Genomic DNA, 22,035 nt, shown 5'->3' with positions numbered 1-22,035 from the left:
TTTCGTTATCAAAGTGGGAGAAATCGTGATTATACACGGCTGATGGCTCTCTGCTGAAATAGTGTCCAACCTCCCCCATCGAGAAAACCAAAATGGACCACAGCCTTCGCGTTGCCACCGTGCAGTTTTGCCATCGCGCCAGCGACAAAGCATACAATCTTTCTGTTATGGAGCGCTTTATCGCGCAGGCCGCACAGGAAGAAATCAAGATATTGGCCTTCCCTGAAATGTGCATCACCGGTTACTGGCACGTACCGGAACTTCCGATTGCAGAGATCGAAGCACTGGCTGAACGCACCGATGACAGCCCTTCTCTGGCGCGCATCGCCGCGCTGGCGGAGCAGTATCAGATGGCGATTGGTGCCGGCTACATCGAAAAGCATGACAACGGACAACTCTACAATGCCTATGCGGTGTGCATGCCAGATGGACAGCGCCATGTGCATCGCAAAATCCACGCCTTTGAGCACCCGGCCATTGCCCAGGGGAATGCCTTCACCATGTTTGATACGCCATGGGGCGTGCGTGTTGGCATTTTAATTTGCTGGGACAACAACCTGACTGACAACGTGCGCGTAACCGCACTATTGGGGGCGGATATTCTGATCGCTCCCCATCAAACCGGCGGCACTCATTCTCGCAGCCCGTTTGGCATGAAACCGATTCCGGTGAGCCTGTGGGAGAATCGACACGATGATCCAGCAGCGCTGGAGATAGCACTGGCGAGTGACAGCGGCCGAGCGTGGCTGATGCGCTGGCTGCCCTCGCGTGCTCATGATAACGGGCTGTTTATTCTGTTCAGTAATGGTGTCGGGCTGGATAACGGTGAGATCCGCACCGGTAACGCGATGGTGATCGATCCTTATGGACGCATCATCAATGAAACGGGCTCTTATCAGGATGCGTTAGTGAGCGCGGATTTGGATCTGGCCTTGCTGGCCATGTCTACGGGTCGACGCTGGATCCATGGCCGACGGCCTGAACTTTATCACCTGCTGTGTGAACCGCAGGGTTATGAACGCGATGCGCGCACGGCGAGGTTTTCAGAAGAAATACCCTGCTTTGGCTCACACGATAACGACAAAGACATTTAAAGATAAAAAATAACGCTGCATCCGATGTCATTCTGCCTCGCGTTTTTAAGCCCTGCCGGAGAATTAATAATAAATTTAAAAAAGGATAAATTATAAATGAAAGGATTACTCTACTCCGGGATTCTGTTCTGCACGCTAAGCACCGTTTCTTTAGCCGAAGCAGTAATAGCAATCCCTTTCACGTTGGATGAAAGTGCAGTTCCTATCGCCACCCTGAGTATTAACGGCCAGCAAGGCCAATTTATGCTGGATACCGGTTCGTCATTCGCTTTCCATTTTGACCAACAGTTTATACGGCAAGTCCCGTGGTTAATTCGCCTCAAGGAGAAAGTGCGCACCACCGATCTTACCGGCGAGGTATTGCTGAATGATCACTTCAAGTTTCACCATGTCTCGGTGAATGGTATGAGCTTTGAACATGTTGAGGGTGTTTCCCTGAGTTCATGGGGATTGGCGCTGCAACCGGGCGGTAAGCGCCCGGAAAGCATGGTCATCGGTTTGGGGCTGTTCAGGCAGAAGGCACTGATGATTGATTATCAGCAAAGCCTTTTTACCGTGGCCAATCGGCTGGACGATTTACATATCGATCGCCATCAATGGCTAACGCTACCTTTAAAGTTAACCGAGGAAGGCATCATTATCGAGGCAGTAAAGCACAACGAAACCTATAATATGCTGCTGGATACCGGTGCTACACTCTCAATGATATGGAATGAAAATCTTAAGAGAATAGATAATGTGTTTCCCTGTAGAGAGATGATGGCTGAACTGGATGATGAAGATTGCCAGGCCACAAATATAACATTAAAGCATGCCACGCGCGGAAAAGTGAATATCGATGTTGTTCTGTTAAATAATGAAGTCGAACAAATGACGGCGGATGGAATATTAGGCACCAACTTCTTACAACATCATCGCGTCCTGATTGATTTTCCTAACCAGCAGTTATTGATGCGCGCCATTGAACCTGGCTAAGCGGCAATAAAAAAACCCGGCTTGCGCCGGGTTTTGCTTCGCTACACTCTCAATCTACTTCTCAATGGGTTAACCGTAAGCATGCAGCGTGCGCTGGCACAGGGCCGAGCGGACGCAGTCTTCTTTGCCGAAACGCACAACGCCGATCATTTCGTCCTCTTCGAAGCGCGCCAGCGCATCGGCAAGACCTGATTTGGCATGGGACGGCAAGTCACACTGGGTAATGTCGCCGTTGACGATAACCGTCACGTTTTCGCCTAAGCGAGTCAGGAACATCTTCATCTGTGCTGCAGTGACGTTTTGTGCCTCATCAAGGATCACTACCGCATTTTCAAAAGTACGTCCGCGCATATATGCGAAGGGCGCAATCTCTACCTTGGCAATTTCAGGCCGCAGGCAGTACTGCATAAAGGAAGCGCCGAGACGTTTAACCAGAACGTCGTATACCGGTCGGAAATACGGGGCGAATTTCTCGGAAATATCTCCGGGGAGGAAACCGAGGTCTTCATCCGCCTGCAGAACCGGGCGCGTCACAATGATCCTTTCGATATCCTTATTGATCAGGGCCTCAGCCGCTTTGGCTGCGCTAATCCAGGTTTTACCGCAACCGGCTTCACCGGTGGCGAATATCAGCTGTTTCGTTTCTATGGCATTAAGATAGTGCGCTTGAGCTTCATTTCTGGCTTCAATCGGACCGCGATCGCGTGAATCACGCGCCATGCCAATTGAATCCAACCCACCCATCTGCACCAGCGAAGTGACCGATTCTTCTTCGCGCTGACGATGACTGCGAGAATCACTACGTACGACTCTTCTGGCTTCACGACGCGCTTTGATCACTGCTTTCTGTCTTCCCATAGTGGCACCTTACAGTTGGTTTCATTTATCGCGGCGGATCACCCGCGGCGATGACTTGAACGCTTTAGAGGTTTGTTTGGCTTCCTTGTAAGCCGGGTCTGGCCATTGAGAATGGTGTGCAACAACGACGAAGCGCTGTAGCGCACCGGTAAAGAATTGGCGATAGTTCAGAAACGAAAATTGAAAAGTGACGAGGATACTTTAGAGGGAAAGAATCCCCCGCAGAGTGCTGCGCTAGCTGAAGTGTATTTAACTGTCCGTAGAAGGACCGGGTCATGCGCGAACTCCAGTGGACTTAGCCACACAACTGACAACGCTTATGAGTAAAGTGCATCAAATTAACCGTGCTTTGCAACAGTATTTTTACTTCGCGCCAAAGAAAAAGTGTTAAGCGAAGCATGAGAATTTTAGTCTTAAATTAAATTAACAATACTTTTCAATAAGATGGATTATTTGCCCAGTGCCGAAGTTTTTCAGAACATTCGGATACGGCTGCAGCCGGAGGAAAGTTTACTGCTGACCAAAAAAACGCCTGCGCACCCCAGAGGAGGTGCAGGCGCTGTACATTTATTAATCAGGCCTGCAGTAAAGGCTGGCCAAGGTAATGTTTTTCGTTGGGAACGCCCGGCAAAACGAAAAAGTAACCGCCGCCTATTGGGCGAATATATTCTTCCAGCGCTTCGCCATTCAGACGTTTCTGCACCGTGATAAAACCTTTGGCTAAATCATGCTGATAACAGACGAACAATAATCCCATGTCCAACTGCCCGGCCCCGGTAATACCCGAAGAGTAGCTATAACCCCGGCGCAGCATCAAGCTGCTGTCGGTTTCTGCCGTACGGGGGTTGGCAAGGCGAATGTGCGCATCCAGCGCGATGACATCACCATCCGGATCTTTCGCGTAATCCGGTACGTCGTGTTCTTCTTTCATGCCCAACGGCGCACCGGAAAGCTTTTCGCGACCAAAAATGGTTTGCTGCTCACCCAGCGGGGTGCGATCCCACATTTCCACGTGGAAACGAATGATGCGCACCGCCTGATAACTGCCGCCCTGCGTCCACGCGGGTTCTCGCTGATTTGCAGTAACCCACAGCAGCTGATCCATCAGCGCAGCATTATGGGTATCAGGATTGGCGGTGCCGTCTTTAAAGCCCAGGAGATTGATCGGCGTTTCCTGTCCTTTACTGCGTGCGGCGTGGTCGGCAATAAAGCCATCGCGGCGCCAGCGTACGGCCAGCAGGTCAGGCGTGTACTTTATGATGTCCCGCAGCGCGTGGATCACCGTGTCCTGGGTGTTGGCACAAATTTGCAGCAACAGATCGCCATGACACTGCTCAGCGTCCAGTGAATCATTCGGGAAGCGCGTCATGCTTTGCAGCTGTGACGGTTTATGTGCGCTTAATCCATAGCGCTCATCAAACAGCGAGGTGCCGACTGACAGCGTCATGGTGAGATTATCCGGTGCGATATCCGCGCCCAGAATGCCAGAATCCATCGGTGGCAATTGCGGATTAGGCACCGTCGGCGCGGCACCGCCTTTGGTCAAAAAGGCGAAGCGTTGAGTCAGTAAACGGAACAAGCGCTCGAGATCGCTTTTATCGCTGGCTAACACATCAAAAGCCACCAGCATCATTGAGGCTTGTTGCGGGGTGATGATACCGGCCTGATGCGAGCCGTAGAAGGGTTGCGCCTGTTGGCGCGCATCGGGTGCAACCGTGCCGGGAGAGAAGCTGTCAGCCGCGGCTGCCGTGTGAAACGGGCAGCCACCGCTAAGGGCGGCCGCGCCGCCCAACATGCCTAATCCCTGCAATAAACGACGACGCGACGGCTGCGCCGCGTCATTTTTATGGCTCATGATTAGTCGAGACCTAAGGTTCCGCGCAGCAGGGAGAGATCTTCCGCCAGTGTGGTGATCGGTCCTTTCAGCGCATTACGGTCAGCGGTGGTCAGCTTCTCGTAAGATTCAAAACCATCTTTAGTGCGGTATTTGCTGAGGATGCCGTCCACTTTTTGAAGTTGGCATCCACTTTCGCCAGCAGCTGTGGATTGGCTTTTTGCAGCTGAGGACGCAGCAAATCAACGATTTTCTGCGCGCCATCGATGTTTGCCTGGAAGTCAGACAGATCGGTACGGCTGTAACGGTCTTCTTCGCCCGAGATTTTGCTCGAGGCCACTTCTTCAATCAGACCCGCCGCGCCGCCAACCACTTTCGCCGGTGGGAACGCCAGCTCGCTGATGCGGGTTTGCAGATCCAGCACATCCTGGTTCAGCTTGGTAGCAAACTCTTCCGCGCCTTTGGTGGTTTTATCCGCCCACAGGATTTTCTCAATACGGTGGAAGCCGGTGAATTTCGGATCTTCAGCTTTCTTCTCGAAGTCATCTTCACGGGCATCGATGCTGCCATCCAGATCGGAGAACAGTTCAGCAATCGGTTCGATACGCTCGTAGTGTGCACGCGTTGGCGCGAACAGTGCTTTGGCTTTTTCGATATCGCCCGCTTTCACCGCATCAGTGAAGGCTTGGGTACCCGCGACCAGCTCTTTGACTTCGCTCATCACATAGGCTTTGTAGTCGGTGATCGGGCCAGCCAGCTGCAGCAAGTCAACTTTGCCTTTCGCGGCTTTCGATTCACCGGTTACCACCAGTTTGCCTTTTGGATTGGTCAGCAGGCCGCAGGTCATGTCATATTCGCCCGCTTCGAGGTTCGCGGTGAGTTTCTGCGTGAAGCCCGGCGCGATGTTTTCACGCTCTTCCACCACCATCACCCCTTTCAGGATTTCCCACTCCAGCGCTTTCTGGCTGTTGTTTTTGATGATGAACTGGGTTTTTCCCGCCTGCACATTGAGTGACATCGGTTCGCACTGCTTGTCGGTGACGGTAACCGTTACCTGAGGGATGGATGCAGCAGAAGCGGCACCGGAGAGGGCCAGCATTGAAACCAACAGCGCCTTGCGGCGGAAGCGAATCGTCATAGTGATATCCCTGTTACATGGAAGAACAGGCGCGCAATCGCGCCTGATTTAATTTCAGCGTGTGGAGCGTGCGGCACTGGCCGTGGGGCGTGCCGGCAAGAAGAACAGCAGCAGTGCCGGGATCAGGTAGATCAGCCAAACCGCCACTTCACTAACGCTTGGAGATTCCTGATAGCCCAGAATGCCTTCCAGCAAGGTGCCAAACACCGAATGGGTGGAGAGCGTGTTGCTGAGATCGAACGCGACGTCCTGGAAGTGATTCCACAATCCGGCTTCATGGAAAGCACGGATAGCACCGGCCGCGAGGCCTGCGGCAACGAAGAGAATGAACAAGCTGGTCCAGCGGAAGAAGTGCGCCAGGTTGAGGCGGATGCCACCGTAATAGAGCAGCATGCCAAGCACGATCGCCGTCAGTAAGCCGAGCACCGCACCAATGGGTGGGCCATAGCCGACATCCTGGGTGAAGGCAGCCAGCAGGAAGAACACCGATTCCAGCCCTTCACGCGCCACCGCCAGAAACACCATCAGCACCAGCGGGAAGCCGCTGCCGCCCTGCTTCTGCAATGCCTGATCGACTGAGCGTTCCAGTGTGGCTTTGATGTTGCGCGAGACTTTGCGCATCCAGAATACCATTGAGGTGAGGATGACCACGGCCACTACCGCCACGATGCCTTCAAACAGTTCTTGCTGTTTTTGCGGGAATTCGCCGGTGGTTTCGTTGATGAAGATGCCCAGCGCCAGGCAGAGCGCAGCGGCTATGAATACACCAATCCACATCGCAGGGAACCACTGCGTGCGCTGGGTGCGTTTCAGGTAGCTGGCAATCAGGCTGACGATGAGTGCTGCTTCAAGACCTTCACGCAGCATAATGAGAAACGGTACGAACATCACCAACCTCTTGAATGTTAAGGAGGGTAAACCTTAGGTAAAAAAACGTAAAGTGCGAACGATATCGATTATCATTATCGTGAGGCAAAATTCAAGTCACTGAATGAAATTATTTCTCATTTGCGGCGTGGGAGACAGATTCTGTGAAAGTGGGTGATGGGGATTTCAGCGATCAGATAAATGTTCAGTGCTGGTGTGTCGCTGCAAGCTCAGTGCGGGGATATCGCTGCAGGTTCAGTGCCGGGTTTCCGCTGCACGTTCGGTGCTCTGCCCACTAAAGGCCATCCCGATCGCGAAGAAATCACGCATCCCTGCAAATCGGCCGCGCCGTCCATGGCGCGGACGCTTCGCTCTTCGGCATGGCCTTTATTGGACGTTTAGCTGTGTCATTGCTTTGGCGAACTTCGTTGAAGCATGGTCGATTGAACTTAAAATTATACCCCGTTGCGGACACCATTTCTGACGCTGTGATATTCGGGATGGCCTTTACTGGGCCCTTAACTATCTCATTGCTTTGAACATCTATTGGCAATCGTGCATAAAACCTAATAAAAAAGCCCGCCGTTTGCGGGCGGGCTTGATGTATCAGAGACAAATTACTTGGTGTTGAATTCTGCTTCTGCAGCTTCGAAACGCGCTTGCGCTTCTTCTGATGGGCCTTTACCCGTCAGGCTAAACACCACAATTGCGATGCTGGAGAAGATGAAGCCAGGAATGATTTCATACAGTTCGGTGTAACCGTACTGTTTCCACAGCAGCACCGTCATGGCACCAATCACCATACCGGCCAGCGCGCCGTTGCGTGTCATGCGCTTCCAGCACACACCGAACAGCACCACTGGACCAAAGGCTGCACCAAAGCCAGCCCATGCATAGCTCACCAAGCCGAGCACGCGGTTTTCCGGGTTAGACGCCAGCGCGATAGCAATCAACGCAATCAACAGCACCATTAAACGCCCTACCCACACCAGCTCTTTCTGGCTAGCATTTTTACGCAGGAAGCCTTTATAGAGATCTTCTGTCAGGGCACTTGAGCACACCAGTAGCTGGCAGCTCAGGGTGGACATGACCGCCGCCAGAATCGCTGACAGCAAGATGCCGGCAATCCATGGGTTAAACAGGATACGCGCCAGTTCAATGAATACGCGCTCGCCGTTTTGGCTCACGCCTGCCGCTTGTTCAGGATGGTTCTGGAAGTAGGCGATACCGAAGAAGCCGACCGCCACGGCGCCGGCCAGGCACAGGATCATCCAGGTCATGCCGATACGGCGTGCCGCACGGATCGAACGGTGTGAATCGGCTGCCATGAAGCGCGCCAGGATATGCGGTTGCCCAAAGTATCCCAGACCCCAACCGAGCAGCGAGATTACCGCGACAAAGTTCAGTCCTTTCAGCATATCGAGGTTTTCGAGGCTTTTGGCTTCAATCACCGCCAGAGAATCATCCAGACCGCCTACCGCGATAATCACAAATACCGGCGTCAGAATCAGCGCGAAGATCATCAGGCTGGCTTGTACGGTATCGGTCCAGCTTACGGCGAGGAAACCGCCCACCAGCGTATAGAGAATAGTGGCAGCAGCACCGGCCCACAGTGCGGTCTGATAATCCATCCCGAAGGTGCTTTCAAACAGACGTGCGCCGGCCACCACGCCAGATGCGCAATAGATGGTGAAGAAGATCAGGATTACCACGGCGGAGATGACACGCAGCAGCTTGCTTTTATCTTCGAAACGGCTGGAGAAGAAATCCGGCAGGGTTAAGGCATTATCGTGATGTTCCGTCTGCACGCGCAGACGACCCGCGACAATTTTCCAGTTCAGCCAAGCACCAATGGTCAGGCCGATGGCAATCCAGCTTTCAGAAATGCCGGAAAGGAAGATGGCGCCGGGCAAGCCCATCAGCAGCCAGCCACTCATATCGGATGCGCCCGCTGACAGCGCGGTTACCACGCTGCCTAAGCTGCGTCCGCCCAGTATGTAGTCGTCGAAGTTTTTGGTTGAACGGTAGGCGATAAAACCAATGAGCACCATTCCCAGGATATAAATTACAAAGGTCACCAACATCGGTGTGCTTACACTCATACTCTCTCCACTTATTATTTAATCCGTTAAGAGAAATCTCTCCTGAGCCATCGGAACGTGATGGCATCAGGGCTTTACCGCATCCAGAGAAAGCGATTTCTCTTAAGGCGCGGTATCCTGCCGCAAAGGGGCGGCGCGCACAATGCATTTAACACAGCTGTCACAATGGTTTCACCTGACTTCGCTGTTTTAATGTCAATAGGTTGCACATGCTCACACTTTAAGTTGCACCTTATTCAACATGAGAGTGCTCTCGTTGACCGGAGTTGCAACTTTGGCGAGCTTCTTGCAGCAAGTTTTGTGCCGCTTTTACAAAGCAGTCTTTAAAGCGGTTAACAAGGTGCAACTGAGGTCACATTTAACACGGTTGCACAAAGTTGCAACATGAGTGATAGTGCAGCCCACGCTGATGTCGATTCATATTTTGAGGACGAGGAAATCATGGGAACCACCACCATGGGGGTGAAGCTGGATGAAGCCACCCGCGATCGCATTAAACTGGCGGCAGGTAAAATTGACCGCACGCCACACTGGCTGATTAAACAGGCGATTTTTAACTATCTTTCGCAACTGGAAGCCGGTGAGTCATTGCCAGAAATTCCTTTGCAGCTTGCCGATGCAGCCAGTGAAGACGGCACGCCAGACGAGGCGTTCCAGCCTTTCCTCGACTTCGCCGAGCATATTTTGCCGCAGTCGGTGACCCGTTCGGCGATCACCGCCGCGTGGCGCCGCCCGGAAACCGATGCAGTCCCGATGCTGCTGGAGCAGGCGCGTCTCCCTGCCCCGCTGGCTGAGAAAACGCATCAGCTCGCTTATAGCCTGGCGGATAAGCTGCGGCACCAAAAAGGTGCAACCGGACGCGCTGGCATGGTGCAAAGTCTGCTGCAGGAGTTCTCCCTCTCCTCTCAGGAAGGCGTGGCGTTGATGTGTCTGGCGGAAGCGCTGTTGCGTATTCCCGACAAGCCAACGCGTGATGCGCTAATCCGTGACAAAATCAGTAACGGCAACTGGCAGTCGCATCTGGGCCGCAGCCCGTCGATGTTCGTCAACGCCGCGACCTGGGGCCTGCTGTTTACCGGGCGTCTGGTGTCCACCCATAACGAAGCTAATCTGTCGCGTTCACTCAACCGCATCATCGGCAAGAGTGGCGAGCCACTGATCCGCAAAGGCGTGGATATGGCGATGCGCCTGATGGGCGAACAGTTTGTTACCGGTGAAACCATTGCTGAAGCGCTGGCCAACGCGCGCAAGCTGGAAGAGAAAGGCTTCCGCTACTCTTACGATATGCTGGGTGAAGCCGCGCTAACCGCCAGCGATGCCAAAGCTTATTTGCTGTCTTATCAGCAGGCAATCCACGCGATTGGTAAAGCCTCCAACGGTCGCGGCATCTATGAAGGTCCGGGCATTTCCATCAAGCTGTCGGCGCTGCATCCGCGTTACAGCCGTGCGCAATACGATCGCGTGATGGAAGAGCTGTATCCCATCCTTAAATCGCTGACGTTGCTGGCCCGCTCTTATGACATCGGCATTAATATTGATGCCGAAGAAGCGGACCGTCTGGAGCTGTCGCTCGACCTGCTGGAAAAACTGTGCTTCGAGCCAGAACTGGAAGGCTGGAACGGCATTGGTTTCGTGATTCAGGCCTACATGAAACGCTGCCCGTTTGTCATCGATTCACTGGTGGATTTGGCGCAGCGCAGCCGTCGTCGCCTGATGATTCGTCTGGTTAAAGGCGCGTACTGGGACAGCGAAATCAAACGTGCGCAAGTTGAAGGCCTGGAAGGCTATCCGGTTTACACCCGCAAGGTGTACACCGATATCTCCTATCTGGCCTGCGCGCGCAAACTGCTGGCGGTGCCGAACCTGATTTATCCGCAGTTTGCGACCCATAATGCCCACACGCTGGCCGCGATTTATCAGCTGGCGGGCAATAACTACTATCCTGGTCAGTACGAGTTCCAGTGTCTGCACGGCATGGGCGAACCGCTGTATGAGCAGGTGGTTGGCAAAGTGGCCGATGGCAAACTGAACCGTCCGTGCCGTATTTATGCGCCGGTGGGCACGCATGAAACCCTGCTGGCGTATCTGGTGCGTCGTTTACTTGAAAACGGTGCCAACACCTCCTTCGTCAATCGCATCGCAGATAACACCCTGCCGCTGGATGAGCTGGTTGCCGATCCGGTTTCTGCCGTCGAGAAGATGGCGCTGAGCGAGGGCGCGGTCGGTTTACCGCATCCGAAGATCCCACTGCCGCGTGACCTGTATGGCGAGAAGCGCGCCAACTCTGCGGGTCTTGATTTGGCGAACGAGCATCGTCTGGCCTCACTCTCCAGCGCCCTGCTGAGCAGCGCCAGCCAGCCGTGGATCGCGCAGCCATTGATTGAAGGTGAGCTGGGTGAAGGCGTCAGCCGTCCGGTACTCAACCCTTCCGCACCCGCCGATGTGGTGGGCAGCGTGCGCGATGCCAGCGAAGCTGAAGTGTCTGACGCATTGGATGCGGCAGTGAATGCCGGGCCAATCTGGTTTGCTACGCCACCGCAGGAGCGTGCCGCCATTCTGGAGCGCGCGGCGGAAGCGATGGAAGGCCAAATGCAGCAGCTGATTGGCTTGCTGGTGCGTGAAGCGGGCAAAACCTACAACAACGCCATTGCCGAAGTGCGCGAAGCGGTCGATTTCCTCTACTACTATGCCGGTATGGTGCGTGATGATTTCGATAACGAAACCCATCGTCCGCTCGGACCGGTGGTGTGTATCAGTCCATGGAACTTCCCGCTGGCAATCTTCGCGGGTCAAATTGCTGCGGCACTGGCTGCGGGTAACAGCGTGCTGGCGAAACCGGCTGAGCAGACGCCGCTGATTGCCGCGCAGGCGGTACAAATCATGCTGGATGCCGGCGTGCCGTCAGGCGTGTTGCAACTGCTGCCAGGTCAGGGTGAAACCGTTGGCGCACAGCTAACCGGTGACGAGCGCGTGCGCGGAGTGATGTTCACCGGCTCAACCGCCGTTGCCACGCTGCTGCAACGTAATCTGGCCGGTCGTCTCGATCCGCAAGGTCGTCCAACGCCGCTGATCGCCGAAACCGGCGGCATGAACGCGATGATCGTGGATTCATCAGCGCTGACAGAACAGGTGGTGATCGATATCGTCGCCTCGGCATTTGACAGTGCCGGACAACGCTGCTCGGCGCTGCGCCTGTTGTGCATCCAGGACGATGTAGCAGAGCACACGCTGAAAATGCTGCGTGGCGCGATGGCAGAGTGCCGCATGGGGAATCCTGAGCGCCTGTCGACCGATATTGGTCCGGTGATCGACAGCGAAGCCAAAGACAACATCGAGCGTCATATTCTGGCGATGCGCAACAAGGGCTTCACCGTCTATCAGGCGGCGCAGGACAATCCACAAGACAGTAAAGAGTGGAAAAGCGGCACCTTCATCAAACCCACGCTGATCGAATTGGGTCAGGTTAGCGATCTGGATAAAGAAGTGTTTGGTCCAGTACTGCACGTGGTGCGCTTTGCGCGGACTCAGCTGCCGCAGTTAGTCGATCAAATTAACGCATCCGGTTACGGTCTGACGCTCGGCGTGCATACCCGCATCGATGAAACCATTGCGCAGGTCACGGCTGGCGCGAAAGTCGGCAACCTGTATGTGAACCGTAATATGGTCGGTGCGGTAGTGGGCGTGCAGCCGTTTGGCGGTGAAGGCTTGTCCGGCACCGGTCCCAAAGCGGGTGGCCCGCTGTATCTGTATCGTCTGCTGGCAAACCGTCCGGATGGCGCACTGCGTAAGACCTTCGACCGTCAGGATGCTGAACGTCCGGTTGATATGTCGGTGCGCGCAGAGCTGATGAGCGGCCATCAGGCATTGCAGAGTTGGGCGCAGGATAAGCCTGAGTTGCTGGCACTGTGTCAGCGTTACGATGAACTGGCGCAGGCCGGCACCGTGCGTCTGCTGCCGGGCCCAACCGGGGAACGCAACACCTTCACGCTGTTGCCGCGCGATCACGTGCTGTGCATTGCCGATAACCAACAGGATGCATTGACGCAGTTGGCAGCCGTCACCAGCGTGGGCAGTCAGGCGCTATGGCAGGATGATGAGCTGCATCGCGAACTGCGTAAATCGCTGCCTGCCGCAGTGCAAAAACAGGTCGTGCTGGTGAAAGATGTGCTGGCGGCTGAGTTTGATGCGGTGATTTACCACGGTGATGCCGATCAGCTGCGCGGCCTGTGTGAACAGGTTGCGGCGCGTGACGGTGCGATTGTCTCGGTGCAGGGCTTTGCGCGGGGTGAGACCAATCTGCTGCTGGAACGTCTGTTGATAGAGCGCTCTCTGAGCGTGAATACTGCAGCGGCGGGCGGTAACGCCAGCTTAATGACCATTGGTTAAAGCAAATCAGATGCGCATCTGAGGATGTAAGGAAGGGTCGCCAGTGATGGCGACCCTTTTTTTAAGCCGCAGACTTATTGCGCTTCAAGCCAATCAACGTCGGGAAGACAAACAGCGACTGCCCCAATCCTCGGTTGGTCAACGACCACACTGCCACAGAACACAGTGAGCAGATCCCCACGATCGCAATCGGATAGAAACACGCCCACAATATCGAGAACCAGGCATAATCAAACAGATGATGGCGCTGCGCGAACAGAATCGCTGACATGCCAAAGAACTCAATGAAGATGCGGTGGATCACGTAAATCTGCAGCGTATTGCGTCCAATCCAGTTGAAGTAGGTCATTTTAAAGTGCGCGTTGAGCCAACGGCAGGCTGCCACGCTCGCCAGCACGGCGATGATGCACAGGAACAGGCTCTTATCCAAACCAAAGATGACGTGGATACCGGTTGCCGCAGCCAGCAGAGCCCATGGCACGATATTCTCGCGACGCCATTCGCTCATACGCAACATCAGCGGACTCCAGAATGCGCCCAGCAAGAAGAACAGGAAGTACTGCGCGACACTTTGCGGTCCCCAGTAGGGAATGATCTTCTCCACCGCCAGATAGTTAAGCGCAATCGCCACCACCAGCAACGCCACCTTCTGTTTATGGAAGATCTTGGCGCACAGGAAATAGAGCGCTAATCCATACAGATACCACGAGGTGCTCATCGCCATAAATGTCAGCTTGAGGAACTCAAACAGCGAGCCCGCATAGGCGGCATTCAGGTTTTGCGAAATACGCTGGCCGGTGATTTCTGTGGAGATACCCACAATCGACCACCATTGAATAAAGCCCCACAAAATATACAGATAGAACAGATTGGTAATGCGACTAGTAAACACCTGCTTCCAGGGGCGATTTAAAATGCCATTGGTTGCCAGCAGGCCAGAGACAAAGAAGAAGGCTGGCATACGCAGGGGTGATAAAACGGTATTAAACTGCACCCATATTTCTGCCGGGATCCAACCGGCCGTCAATAATTTCACCGTTCCTTCAAATCCGGGTAATACGGTGTGATACAACACCACCAGCAATATGCAGGCCCCCTTAAGGGTATTCACCCAAGCAATATCTTCTTTCCTGGCGTTATTCATCTGATTAACTCCCGCGGCTGTGTAGGTCTAAAGGAGAAGTATGAGGAAATAATCAATAATGCATTTCTGGTTATTCAACGATTATTAAACAAGCAGCAGCGGGATGACTCTAGCGAAAGTCCTAAAAGTTTTTTTGTGGCCCTGATATAACAATACTTTACAGTTCCAGACATTAATCAAATGCTAAGCAGACTAAGAATATCTTCCCTAAATAGAGTGACTAAAAGCCATTCGCCGGGAAATAACAGCGGGGTTTGATGCAAGGAAATTAAGAGCAATCCGCACTCTAAAAACCAAACTTAAATCAAATCTCTTTCGGATTATTATTAAATGTGGCAAATGGATAAGCGGGAATATTAGCGTTGTGCTAGCGGTAATTAATTAGGGCCAGTTAACTGGCCCAGAAATGATTATTGCAACGGTGCTGGTTTCGCTTCTGCCGTGGATTTACGCAGTAAGCGCGGGTAAATAAATAACATCCGCCCTGGACCGCGATTCAGCAGCGTCCACACCAGCAGTGAGACCGTCACACACACCGCCACACCAGTGATTGGCATCAACAGCGCCCAAGCCCAGCTGAAGGCGGCATTGCCAAACCAACCGTAGTGCAGCGCAATCGCAATCGCACCCAGGCCCAACAACTCGATAAAGATGCGGTGCAACACGTAGATTTGCAGCGTATTACGGCCAATCCAGTTAAGCCAGGCCATGTTCAGGCGATCGTTGAGAAAACGACATAGCACAATGCCAAACACAATCGTCAGCAGGCTGTAGAAAGGATTTTGTAGATGCCGCCGATATGATGCGCCACCCCAATCACCGCAATCCCTGCCAGCAGCAGCCAGTGCTGACGTTTGAGCTGGCTGATCTCAATGAGCGACTGGCTAAAGAACACCCCGAGCAGGAAGTACAGATAGTTCTGCGCCACGCTGGCCGGTCCCCAACCGGGGATCAGGCTAAACTGCGCAGCGTAGGTCGCCATGACCGCCAGCACCACCAGCGCAATCTTCTGGCGATGGAACAGCTTGGTGAACAGAAAGAAGCCCGCCAGCGCGTAGAGATACCACAGGCTGGTCATCGAGGTCAGTAGCAGCTTGACGAACTCAAACGGCGTATCGGCATAAGCTGCATTTTTGGTGCTGGAAAGACGCTCGCCAAGGTGCGTCGAGATGTAATGAATGCTCAGCCACTGAATCACGCCCCACAGCAAATAGAGGTACACGATATTGCTGAACTTTTTGGTGAACACCTCTTTCCAGCTTTTCTTCACGATGGAGCTGGCGGCCAGTAAACCGGAAACAAAGAAGAAAGCCGGCATACGCAGCGGTGAAAGGTAAGTGTTAAAGGTGACCCACCACTGTGCGGGCACCACCCCGGCGGTGAGGTGATGGATTGACGGAGCGAAGGTGGTGATGATCGAGTGATGAAGTACCACCAACAAGATACACGCCCCTTTTAGCGTATTGATCCAGAGGACTTCATTTCTGGCATTGCTCATTGTTTTATCCTGATTGCGCCATGAATTTGTAAAGAATTATTTATATTTACAAAGATGTCTCAATCGGGCGGCTCTTAAAAATCGTCTCGCCTATTGCCATCAGAATTTATGACAATTTAATGTAATGAAATTCATCAAGTTAAGTAAGCGCAGCGTTAAACTTTTCAGAGGATACTGAGGTGCGGAAAATCGCGAGAAAGGAGGAAAGCGTCGTCAGTGATCGACGACGCTTGAGGCTATTGATTAAGAAATTTGTCGAGAAATTGCCGGGTGCGTGGTTGCTGAGGATTGCTGAACAGTTCTTTGGCCGCGCCCTGCTCCACAATACGTCCTTGATCCATGAAAATCGCGCGATCGGCGACGTCACGCGCAAAGCTCATCTCATGGGTGACGATCACCATGGTGCGCTTCTCCTGCGCCAGCGCGCGAATGGTGTTTAGCACCTCGCCCACCAGCTCTGGATCCAATGCGGACGTTGGCTCATCAAACAGAATCACTTCCGGACGCATCGCCAGCGCCCTGGCAATCGCCACGCGCTGCTGCTGACCACCAGAAAGACGACGCGGAAAACTCTCTTCTTTGCCGTGCAAGCCCACTTTCTCTAGCAGACTGCGCGCACGCGCGATCGCTTCCGCTTTCGGTTCACCTTTGACGATCACCGGCCCTTCAATAATGTTCTCCAGCACCGAGCGATGCGGGAACAGATTGAAGTTCTGGAACACAAAACCGACCTGCTGACGCAAGCGCCGTACCTTATCCTTCTGCTTATGCAGACCCACGCCCGCATCAATGGTGATCTCACCCACCGTGACGCGGCCGCTATCCGGCACTTCCAGCAGATTGATACTGCGCAGCAACGTGGTTTTACCCGAGCCGCTCGGCCCGATAATCGCCACCACTTCACCGGGCGCCACATCCAGATCGATGCCGTGCAGCACCGTCTGACCATGAAACTGTTTCACCAGCTGACGAACTTCAATGGCACTCATTTCGCCTCCCGATCCTGTCGATTCACATGCGCTTCCAGGCGGTTTTGCAACGCCGACAGCACGGTCGCCATCACCCAGTAAATCAGTGACGCGGCCAGATACATGGTGAACACTTCCAGCGTACGTGAGGTGATGAGCTGCGCTTGACGGAACAGCTCAGGCACCTGAATCGTGGCTGCCAGCGAGGTGTCTTTCACCAGGCTGATAAAGCTGTTACCCAACGGCGGCAAGGCGGTGCGTGCCGCTTGTGGCAGAATCACACGATGTAAAGTTTGCCATGGTGTCATACCAATACTGGCCGCCGCTTCCCACTGCCCTCGTTCAATAGCCGCGATTGCGCCGCGCAGTGATTCCGAAGCGTAAGCTGCAGTATTCAATGACAGACCAATCATCGCGGAGGGGATCGGATCCAGCTCGATACCAAACTGCGGCAGACCGTAATAGATCATAAACAGTTGGGCGATCAGCGGCGTACCACGGAATATCGACACATAGATGCGCGCCAGCCAGTTAACCGGCCAGAAGTGCGACAGGCGCATCAGCGCCAGCACGAAACCGAGGATCAGGCCGAAGAACATCCCGCCGATACTCAGCTCCAGTGTGAACAGCGCGCCTTTCAGTAAAATGGTGCTGAATCCAGCACCAGTTGTAGGCTTTCCTGCATTATTTAGTGACGTCCGCGCCGAACCATTTCTCAGAGAGTTTGCTCAGCGAACCATCTTTCTGCATATCAGCAATCGCTGCATCAATGGCTTTCAGCAGGTCATCGTTGCCTTTACGCAGCGCCACGCCCGATTCCAGACGAGAGAATGCCGGGCCAGCCACCGCCATGGTGTTGCCGGTTTTCTTCACCAGATCCAATGCCGCTAAGCGGTCCACCAGAATGGCATCAAGACGACCTGAACGCAGATCCTGATATTTGGTTGGGTCATCATCATAGGTGCGGATATCGACGCCTTTAACGTTGTCGCGCAGCCACTGCTCGTAGTTTGAGCCCAGGCCCACACCGACTTTCTTACCGGAAAGATCGTCTGGCTTGGTGATGCTGCCGGCATTTTTCTTCATGGTCAGCGCCTGCACGCCAGAGACGGTGTATGGCGTGGAGAAGTCATACTTCTTCTTGCGCTCAGGTGAAATCGTCACCTGGTTGATCACCACATCGATACGCTTCGAGTCCAGCGCCGCCAGCATGCCATCCCATTTAGTCGGCTTGAGATCGGCTTTCACGCCAAGATGCTTCGCCAGCTCCTGCGCGAACTCCACTTCGAAACCGGTCAGCTTGCCGCTTTCATCCTGGAAGCTGAACGGCGGGTAAGTGCCTTCCAGACCGACGCGCAGCTCGCCTTTGCTTTTGACCTGTGCCAGCAGATCGTCTGCGGCAAAAGATTTTCCGCTAACGCCCGCAACCAGTGCGACCGCCATCATGCCCATCACCAGTTGGCGACGAATTGGAGAGAAAGTCATATTGACCCCATTTATTGTGATGTGTTGTGTGCTATGAGGCAGCGAAACCGGGGTTTGCTGCCTTTTCGTTATTGGCGCTGCATCCATGACTCGTGTGAGATATGAAGGCAGCTGCCGGATTATAAGCTTTTTTTGTTCGAGCCTTAGACCGAAGGATGATAAGCAAATAACGCCGGCGCGCCACCTGTATGAACAAACAGCAGTGGCCCTTCACGACGGAAACGGTTCTGCGCAATGCCATCGATCAATCCGGCCATCGCTTTGCCGGTGTAGACCGGATCGAGCATGATGCCTTCCAGACGCGCCAGCAATTTCACCGCCGCCATGCCTTCATCGTTGGGTTCACCGTAACGCGGCGCAAAATAATCGTCCCACAGGGTGATCGGCGCGCGCGTTTGCACTTCCAGCTGTTCGGCCAATGCCGTGCGGATACGCTCCACCACCGGCAGCTGCGCGGCGACTTTACGCGATACGGTGACGCCAACCAGCTCAGTATCCGGTAACAGATGTTCCAGCCCGACCGCGAGGCCCGCATGGGTACCCGCGCTGCCTGAAGCCACCACCACCGCAGCAAAATCCACCACGCCTTCGCTTTGATGGGCAATCTCTTGCGCGCACTCCACGTAGCCGAGCGCACCCAATGCGTTGGAGCCGCCAACCGGCACAATATAAGGACGGAATCCCTGTGCTTCGAGTTGTTCCGCCTGTTCGGCCAGTTGTTCAGTGGGATTGTGCAGCGCATCGACCATCACCACTTCGACGTCCAATAGATCGAGCATCAGGCGGTTGCCGTTGGTGAGGTAATTTTCAGAGGTGGTGCCAATCGGATTTTCCAGCAGCGCCACGCACTTCAGGCCAAGGCGCGCCGCCACTGCAGCAGTTTGACGCACGTGGTTAGATTGGATTGCGCCCGCTGTCAGCAGCACATCCGCGCCTTCGCGCAGCGCATCGGCCGCAAGGAATTCGAGTTTACGCAGTTTATTGCCGCCTAACGCGACAGGCGTGAAGTCATCGCGCTTGATAAAGATATCGCGACCAAGATAGTCAGAAAGCCGTGGCAAATGCTCAAGCGGCGTCGGTGCACCCAGTAATTCAAGACGTGGGAACTGGTGCAGAAGATGTAAGGACAATGCAGCCTCCATTCGGGCAATAGGCAATTATCCATACAGTGTTGCAGAAGATGAGAAAAGTCGCACCCGGAATTCAACGTGTGCGGCCCTTGTTGCCGCTATGCTCAGCAACAACAAGGGCAGGATCACAATTAGCCCTGCTGCCAGCCTAAAAACTGGTCATATTTACGCAGTGCGATGCGGTAATTATTATTACCGGCATCCGGCAAATCATTCTCCAGACATTCATGCCAGCTATTGCCCCGTAATCTATCGGCCGGGAAATTTTTCGCTTTCAGCATGTCATCAAGACGACGCAGCCGCACCACATACTCGCGAATGGTGCTGTGACTCATCTCGGTTTGCTCAAACAGGTATTGTTTGAACGCCATAATGTCGAAGTAATTAGGATGGGTATTACAAAAAATATCACTGCAAAAACGGCATAACGCGGTCAGTTCCGGCTGGAGTTTCATCCACACCTGATCATCAATCATCTGGTCCATCCGTGCGATGGCCTCTTTATTGATAATCTGTCCGCGAAACACTAACGCCATACGGTCTAAAACTTTGCCACAATGTGAACAGTTGCTTTGGCTGTGTTTATAGTCTTTAAGATAACGACTTAAAGGTCTGGCTTTGGCTTTGGCTCCCATTGCTGAGTCCCCGGTATTATTATTTTTTCGATTCCAGGAACTGAGTCTGTCAGCGCGCCCCCGCTAACCGGGCACGCAGGCGTTTTATTGCCTGACTGTGCAGCTGACTGACGCGGGATTCCCCCACTTCCAGCACTGCGCCAATCTCTTTCAGGTTCAGTTCTTCCTGGTAGTACAGTGTGAGCACTAATTTTTCACGATCGGGCAATGCTCGATGGCTTCAATTACGCGATCACGCAGGCTTCCTTCCATCAACTGGTGAAGCGGGTTGGCTTCTTCATGCCCTTCCGTCACCAGCTCCGCACTGTCACCGTGCTCTTCCCGATACTCGTCGTACGAGAAGAGTTGACTGTTATTGGTATCGAGCAAAATCTGCCGATACTCTTCCAGCGAAACATTCAACTGTTCAGCCACTTCCTGCTCAGAAGCCGAGCGCCCCAACGCTTGTTCTACCTGATGCATAGCTCCGGCCACTTCGCGCGCATTACGACGCACGCTACGAGGTGCCCAGTCGCGGCTGCGCAGTTCATCCAGCATCGCGCCCCGGATACGCTGCACGGCATAGGTGGTAAAGGCGGTGCCTTGTAGCGCGTCGTAGCGCTCCACGGCATTTAATAAGCCAATTCCACCCGCTTGCAGTAAATCGTCAAGCTCGACGCTGGCCGGCAGACGTACCTGCAAGCGCAACGCTTCATGTCGCACCAGAGGAACGTAGCGCTGCCAGAGCGAATGTTTATCCATCACGCCGTCTGGCGTATAGAGATCGTTCACGATGACTACCCTGCGTTAATAAAGTTATCGGCATGATTATCCAATTCTGTAGGGGTTTCGATTGGCAGAATAGGCGGGCAAAAGCGAGGTTATTTCAAATTTGTTATGGATGGCGGTGAAATACACCGCCATCGTTAGTGTCTTTAGCGCAGGTTTTTCAGCCGTTGCCGCGTGCCAGGCGGCACTGCGTCCCATAGTGCGCAAGTTTTACCCTCAAGTGTCTGATAAAAATCGCTTATCGGCGAATCTGTTTCGAGTGCCGGATTAAACAGCACCTGCCCGTTTTCGGCGTCGATGCTTATCATTTTATTGATAAACAGCCGCTGTAAGTCGCTGCGCAGGAACAATCCGTTATCGACGCTGTTATCGGCGAGAAAACCTTCTTCATTTTCTTGCGTATCGATATAGCAGGCTTCCACCCACGGCCAGCTGTGCCGTTCCGTGAGCTGCGTGCCGGTAATAATGCAGGCACCATAGCGTGCTTTCACCGCCGAACTGAACTCTGCCTGGCTGGCGCGCTGGAACACTCTGGCTTTCACACGACGCCCCACTTCCGCGCCCGGCATCACCGCCGTCGGCACTTTATGCTGCGGCGTGCTCAGCACCACCAGGAACTGGATCTTGCGCGACAACGGGAAGCAGGGATGCGCATGGGGATCGAACAGCTGCCAATACTCTTCCTCTTCTGTCTGGCGCATCAACACCAGTTTGAAGCCCCGGCTAGAGAGCAGATTTTGCGCCTCCGCCGAATTGGGATCCAGCATGGCGTAAACCTGGGTTTCCCCCACCACCTTCCAGCGCCCCTCCTTCTTTATGGCATCGTTACGACGGAAATAAAGGAAGGCTTGCTGGCTCTTTAAATAGTGTTCAAAGCGGCGCAGATAGTTTTTGCGCTCATTATCCTCCGAGACGAACAGCAGATCCTCTAACGGACTGTTGATCTCCTCCTGCGCAAACACCGCGCGAATAACCAAATTGCGAAAGCTGGTCGACGGGCTCAGCAACCCACGGGCGGTAAGCTCTTTCTCATCAGGATGCTGCTGCGCATAGCGCAACGCGATCTCTTCGAAGGTCAGTAGCTCACCTGGTAACAAGTCATAATTGAAGCGCATAGACACCCCAGAAATAGAAAAAGTCGTGCGTAAAAATG

At 53.8% G+C, this 22,035-nt stretch carries 13 protein-coding genes and 4 pseudogenes; 3 read left to right on the top strand and 14 right to left on the bottom strand.

Features of this window, described 5'->3' with window-relative positions; genetic code table 11:
• Window positions 1-92 precede the first annotated feature (92 nt).
• Both HA45_RS25185 and HA45_RS25180 read left to right on the top strand, forming a co-directional pair.
• Window positions 93-1,094: a nitrilase family protein gene (locus tag HA45_RS25185; RefSeq protein ID WP_100700797.1), complete on the top strand. Its 1,002-nt coding sequence runs from the start codon at window positions 93-95 to the stop codon at window positions 1,092-1,094.
• Between the two features lie 96 nt (window positions 1,095-1,190).
• Complete coding sequence (locus HA45_RS25180; protein ID WP_100700798.1) at window positions 1,191-2,069, top strand: pepsin/retropepsin-like aspartic protease family protein; 879 nt, start codon at window positions 1,191-1,193, stop codon at window positions 2,067-2,069.
• Window positions 2,070-2,138: 69 nt separating this feature from the next.
• On the opposite strand, the gene phoH is transcribed toward HA45_RS25180, so the two are convergent.
• From phoH to putP, 5 genes and pseudogenes are all read right to left on the bottom strand, one after another.
• Window positions 2,139-2,927, bottom strand: a complete 789-nt coding sequence (gene phoH / locus HA45_RS25175; protein WP_100700799.1) for a phosphate starvation-inducible protein PhoH — start codon at window positions 2,925-2,927, stop codon at window positions 2,139-2,141.
• A 574-nt stretch (window positions 2,928-3,501) separates the two neighbouring features.
• Complete coding sequence (gene efeB / locus HA45_RS25165; RefSeq protein WP_100700800.1) at window positions 3,502-4,782, bottom strand: iron uptake transporter deferrochelatase/peroxidase subunit; 1,281 nt, start codon at window positions 4,780-4,782, stop codon at window positions 3,502-3,504.
• Between the two features lie 2 nt (window positions 4,783-4,784).
• Window positions 4,785-5,899, bottom strand: a pseudogene (gene efeO, locus HA45_RS25160) (iron uptake system protein EfeO).
• A gap of 54 nt (window positions 5,900-5,953) precedes the next feature.
• Entirely contained in the window at window positions 5,954-6,787 is an 834-nt protein-coding gene (efeU, locus tag HA45_RS25155) for an iron uptake transporter permease EfeU (RefSeq protein WP_100700802.1), read from the bottom strand.
• Window positions 6,788-7,383: 596 nt separating this feature from the next.
• Window positions 7,384-8,868, bottom strand: a complete 1,485-nt coding sequence (gene putP, locus HA45_RS25150) for a sodium/proline symporter PutP (protein WP_100700803.1) — start codon at window positions 8,866-8,868, stop codon at window positions 7,384-7,386.
• Between the two features lie 441 nt (window positions 8,869-9,309).
• Here putP and putA point away from each other — a divergent pair, with 441 nt between their 5' ends.
• Window positions 9,310-13,254, top strand: coding sequence for a trifunctional transcriptional regulator/proline dehydrogenase/L-glutamate gamma-semialdehyde dehydrogenase (putA, locus tag HA45_RS25145; RefSeq protein ID WP_100700804.1), 3,945 nt, complete (start codon window positions 9,310-9,312; stop codon window positions 13,252-13,254).
• Between the two features lie 61 nt (window positions 13,255-13,315).
• Here the strand turns inward: putA and HA45_RS25140 are convergent, their stop codons facing one another.
• From HA45_RS25140 to HA45_RS25100, 9 genes and pseudogenes are all read right to left on the bottom strand, one after another.
• Entirely contained in the window at window positions 13,316-14,398 is a 1,083-nt protein-coding gene (locus HA45_RS25140; protein ID WP_100700805.1) for an acyltransferase family protein, read from the bottom strand.
• A 410-nt stretch (window positions 14,399-14,808) separates the two neighbouring features.
• Window positions 14,809-15,896, bottom strand: a pseudogene (locus tag HA45_RS25135) (acyltransferase family protein).
• 236 nt (window positions 15,897-16,132) lie between these two features.
• Window positions 16,133-16,885 carry an L-cystine ABC transporter ATP-binding protein TcyN gene (gene tcyN, locus HA45_RS25130; RefSeq protein ID WP_100700807.1) on the bottom strand — a complete coding sequence of 251 codons (753 nt, stop codon included), beginning with the start codon at window positions 16,883-16,885 and terminating at the stop codon, window positions 16,133-16,135.
• Window positions 16,882-17,549, bottom strand: a pseudogene (tcyL, locus tag HA45_RS25125) (cystine ABC transporter permease). Before tcyL ends, tcyN begins: the two are co-directional and overlap by 4 nt.
• Entirely contained in the window at window positions 17,549-18,349 is an 801-nt protein-coding gene (tcyJ, locus tag HA45_RS25120; protein ID WP_100700809.1) for a cystine ABC transporter substrate-binding protein, read from the bottom strand. Before tcyJ ends, tcyL begins: the two are co-directional and overlap by 1 nt.
• Before the next feature lie 143 nt (window positions 18,350-18,492).
• Window positions 18,493-19,479 carry a D-cysteine desulfhydrase gene (locus tag HA45_RS25115; RefSeq protein ID WP_100701355.1) on the bottom strand — a complete coding sequence of 329 codons (987 nt, stop codon included), beginning with the start codon at window positions 19,477-19,479 and terminating at the stop codon, window positions 18,493-18,495.
• Between the two features lie 131 nt (window positions 19,480-19,610).
• Complete coding sequence (gene fliZ, locus HA45_RS25110; RefSeq protein WP_034824353.1) at window positions 19,611-20,114, bottom strand: flagella biosynthesis regulatory protein FliZ; 504 nt, start codon at window positions 20,112-20,114, stop codon at window positions 19,611-19,613.
• Window positions 20,115-20,163: 49 nt separating this feature from the next.
• Window positions 20,164-20,885: pseudogene (locus HA45_RS25105) on the bottom strand (RNA polymerase sigma factor FliA).
• Between the two features lie 143 nt (window positions 20,886-21,028).
• Entirely contained in the window at window positions 21,029-21,997 is a 969-nt protein-coding gene (locus HA45_RS25100; RefSeq protein WP_100700811.1) for an HNH endonuclease signature motif containing protein, read from the bottom strand.
• Window positions 21,998-22,035 lie beyond the last annotated feature (38 nt).

Origin of the sequence: Pantoea rodasii, from assembly GCF_002095465.1 — a bacterium.
GTDB lineage: Bacteria > Pseudomonadota > Gammaproteobacteria > Enterobacterales > Enterobacteriaceae > Pantoea > Pantoea rodasii.
This window is presented reverse-complemented; position numbering and strand designations above follow the sequence as displayed.

Excerpts from the sequence above, each read along its gene's own strand:
- fliZ (WP_034824353.1), bottom strand. The coding sequence starts at position 20,114 with ATGGGAGCCAAAGCCAAAGCCAGACCTTTAAGTCGTTATCTTAAAGAC.
- efeB (WP_100700800.1), bottom strand. The coding sequence starts at position 4,782 with ATGAGCCATAAAAATGACGCGGCGCAGCCGTCGCGTCGTCGTTTATTG.
- efeU (WP_100700802.1), bottom strand. The coding sequence starts at position 6,787 with ATGTTCGTACCGTTTCTCATTATGCTGCGTGAAGGTCTTGAAGCAGCA.
- phoH (WP_100700799.1), bottom strand. The coding sequence starts at position 2,927 with ATGGGAAGACAGAAAGCAGTGATCAAAGCGCGTCGTGAAGCCAGAAGA.
- tcyN (WP_100700807.1), bottom strand. The coding sequence starts at position 16,885 with ATGAGTGCCATTGAAGTTCGTCAGCTGGTGAAACAGTTTCATGGTCAG.
- HA45_RS25140 (WP_100700805.1), bottom strand. The coding sequence starts at position 14,398 with ATGAATAACGCCAGGAAAGAAGATATTGCTTGGGTGAATACCCTTAAG.
- HA45_RS25180 (WP_100700798.1), top strand. The coding sequence starts at position 1,191 with ATGAAAGGATTACTCTACTCCGGGATTCTGTTCTGCACGCTAAGCACC.
- putA (WP_100700804.1), top strand. The coding sequence starts at position 9,310 with ATGGGAACCACCACCATGGGGGTGAAGCTGGATGAAGCCACCCGCGAT.
- tcyJ (WP_100700809.1), bottom strand. The coding sequence starts at position 18,349 with ATGACTTTCTCTCCAATTCGTCGCCAACTGGTGATGGGCATGATGGCG.
- putP (WP_100700803.1), bottom strand. The coding sequence starts at position 8,868 with ATGAGTGTAAGCACACCGATGTTGGTGACCTTTGTAATTTATATCCTG.
- HA45_RS25185 (WP_100700797.1), top strand. The coding sequence starts at position 93 with ATGGACCACAGCCTTCGCGTTGCCACCGTGCAGTTTTGCCATCGCGCC.
- HA45_RS25100 (WP_100700811.1), bottom strand. The coding sequence starts at position 21,997 with ATGCGCTTCAATTATGACTTGTTACCAGGTGAGCTACTGACCTTCGAA.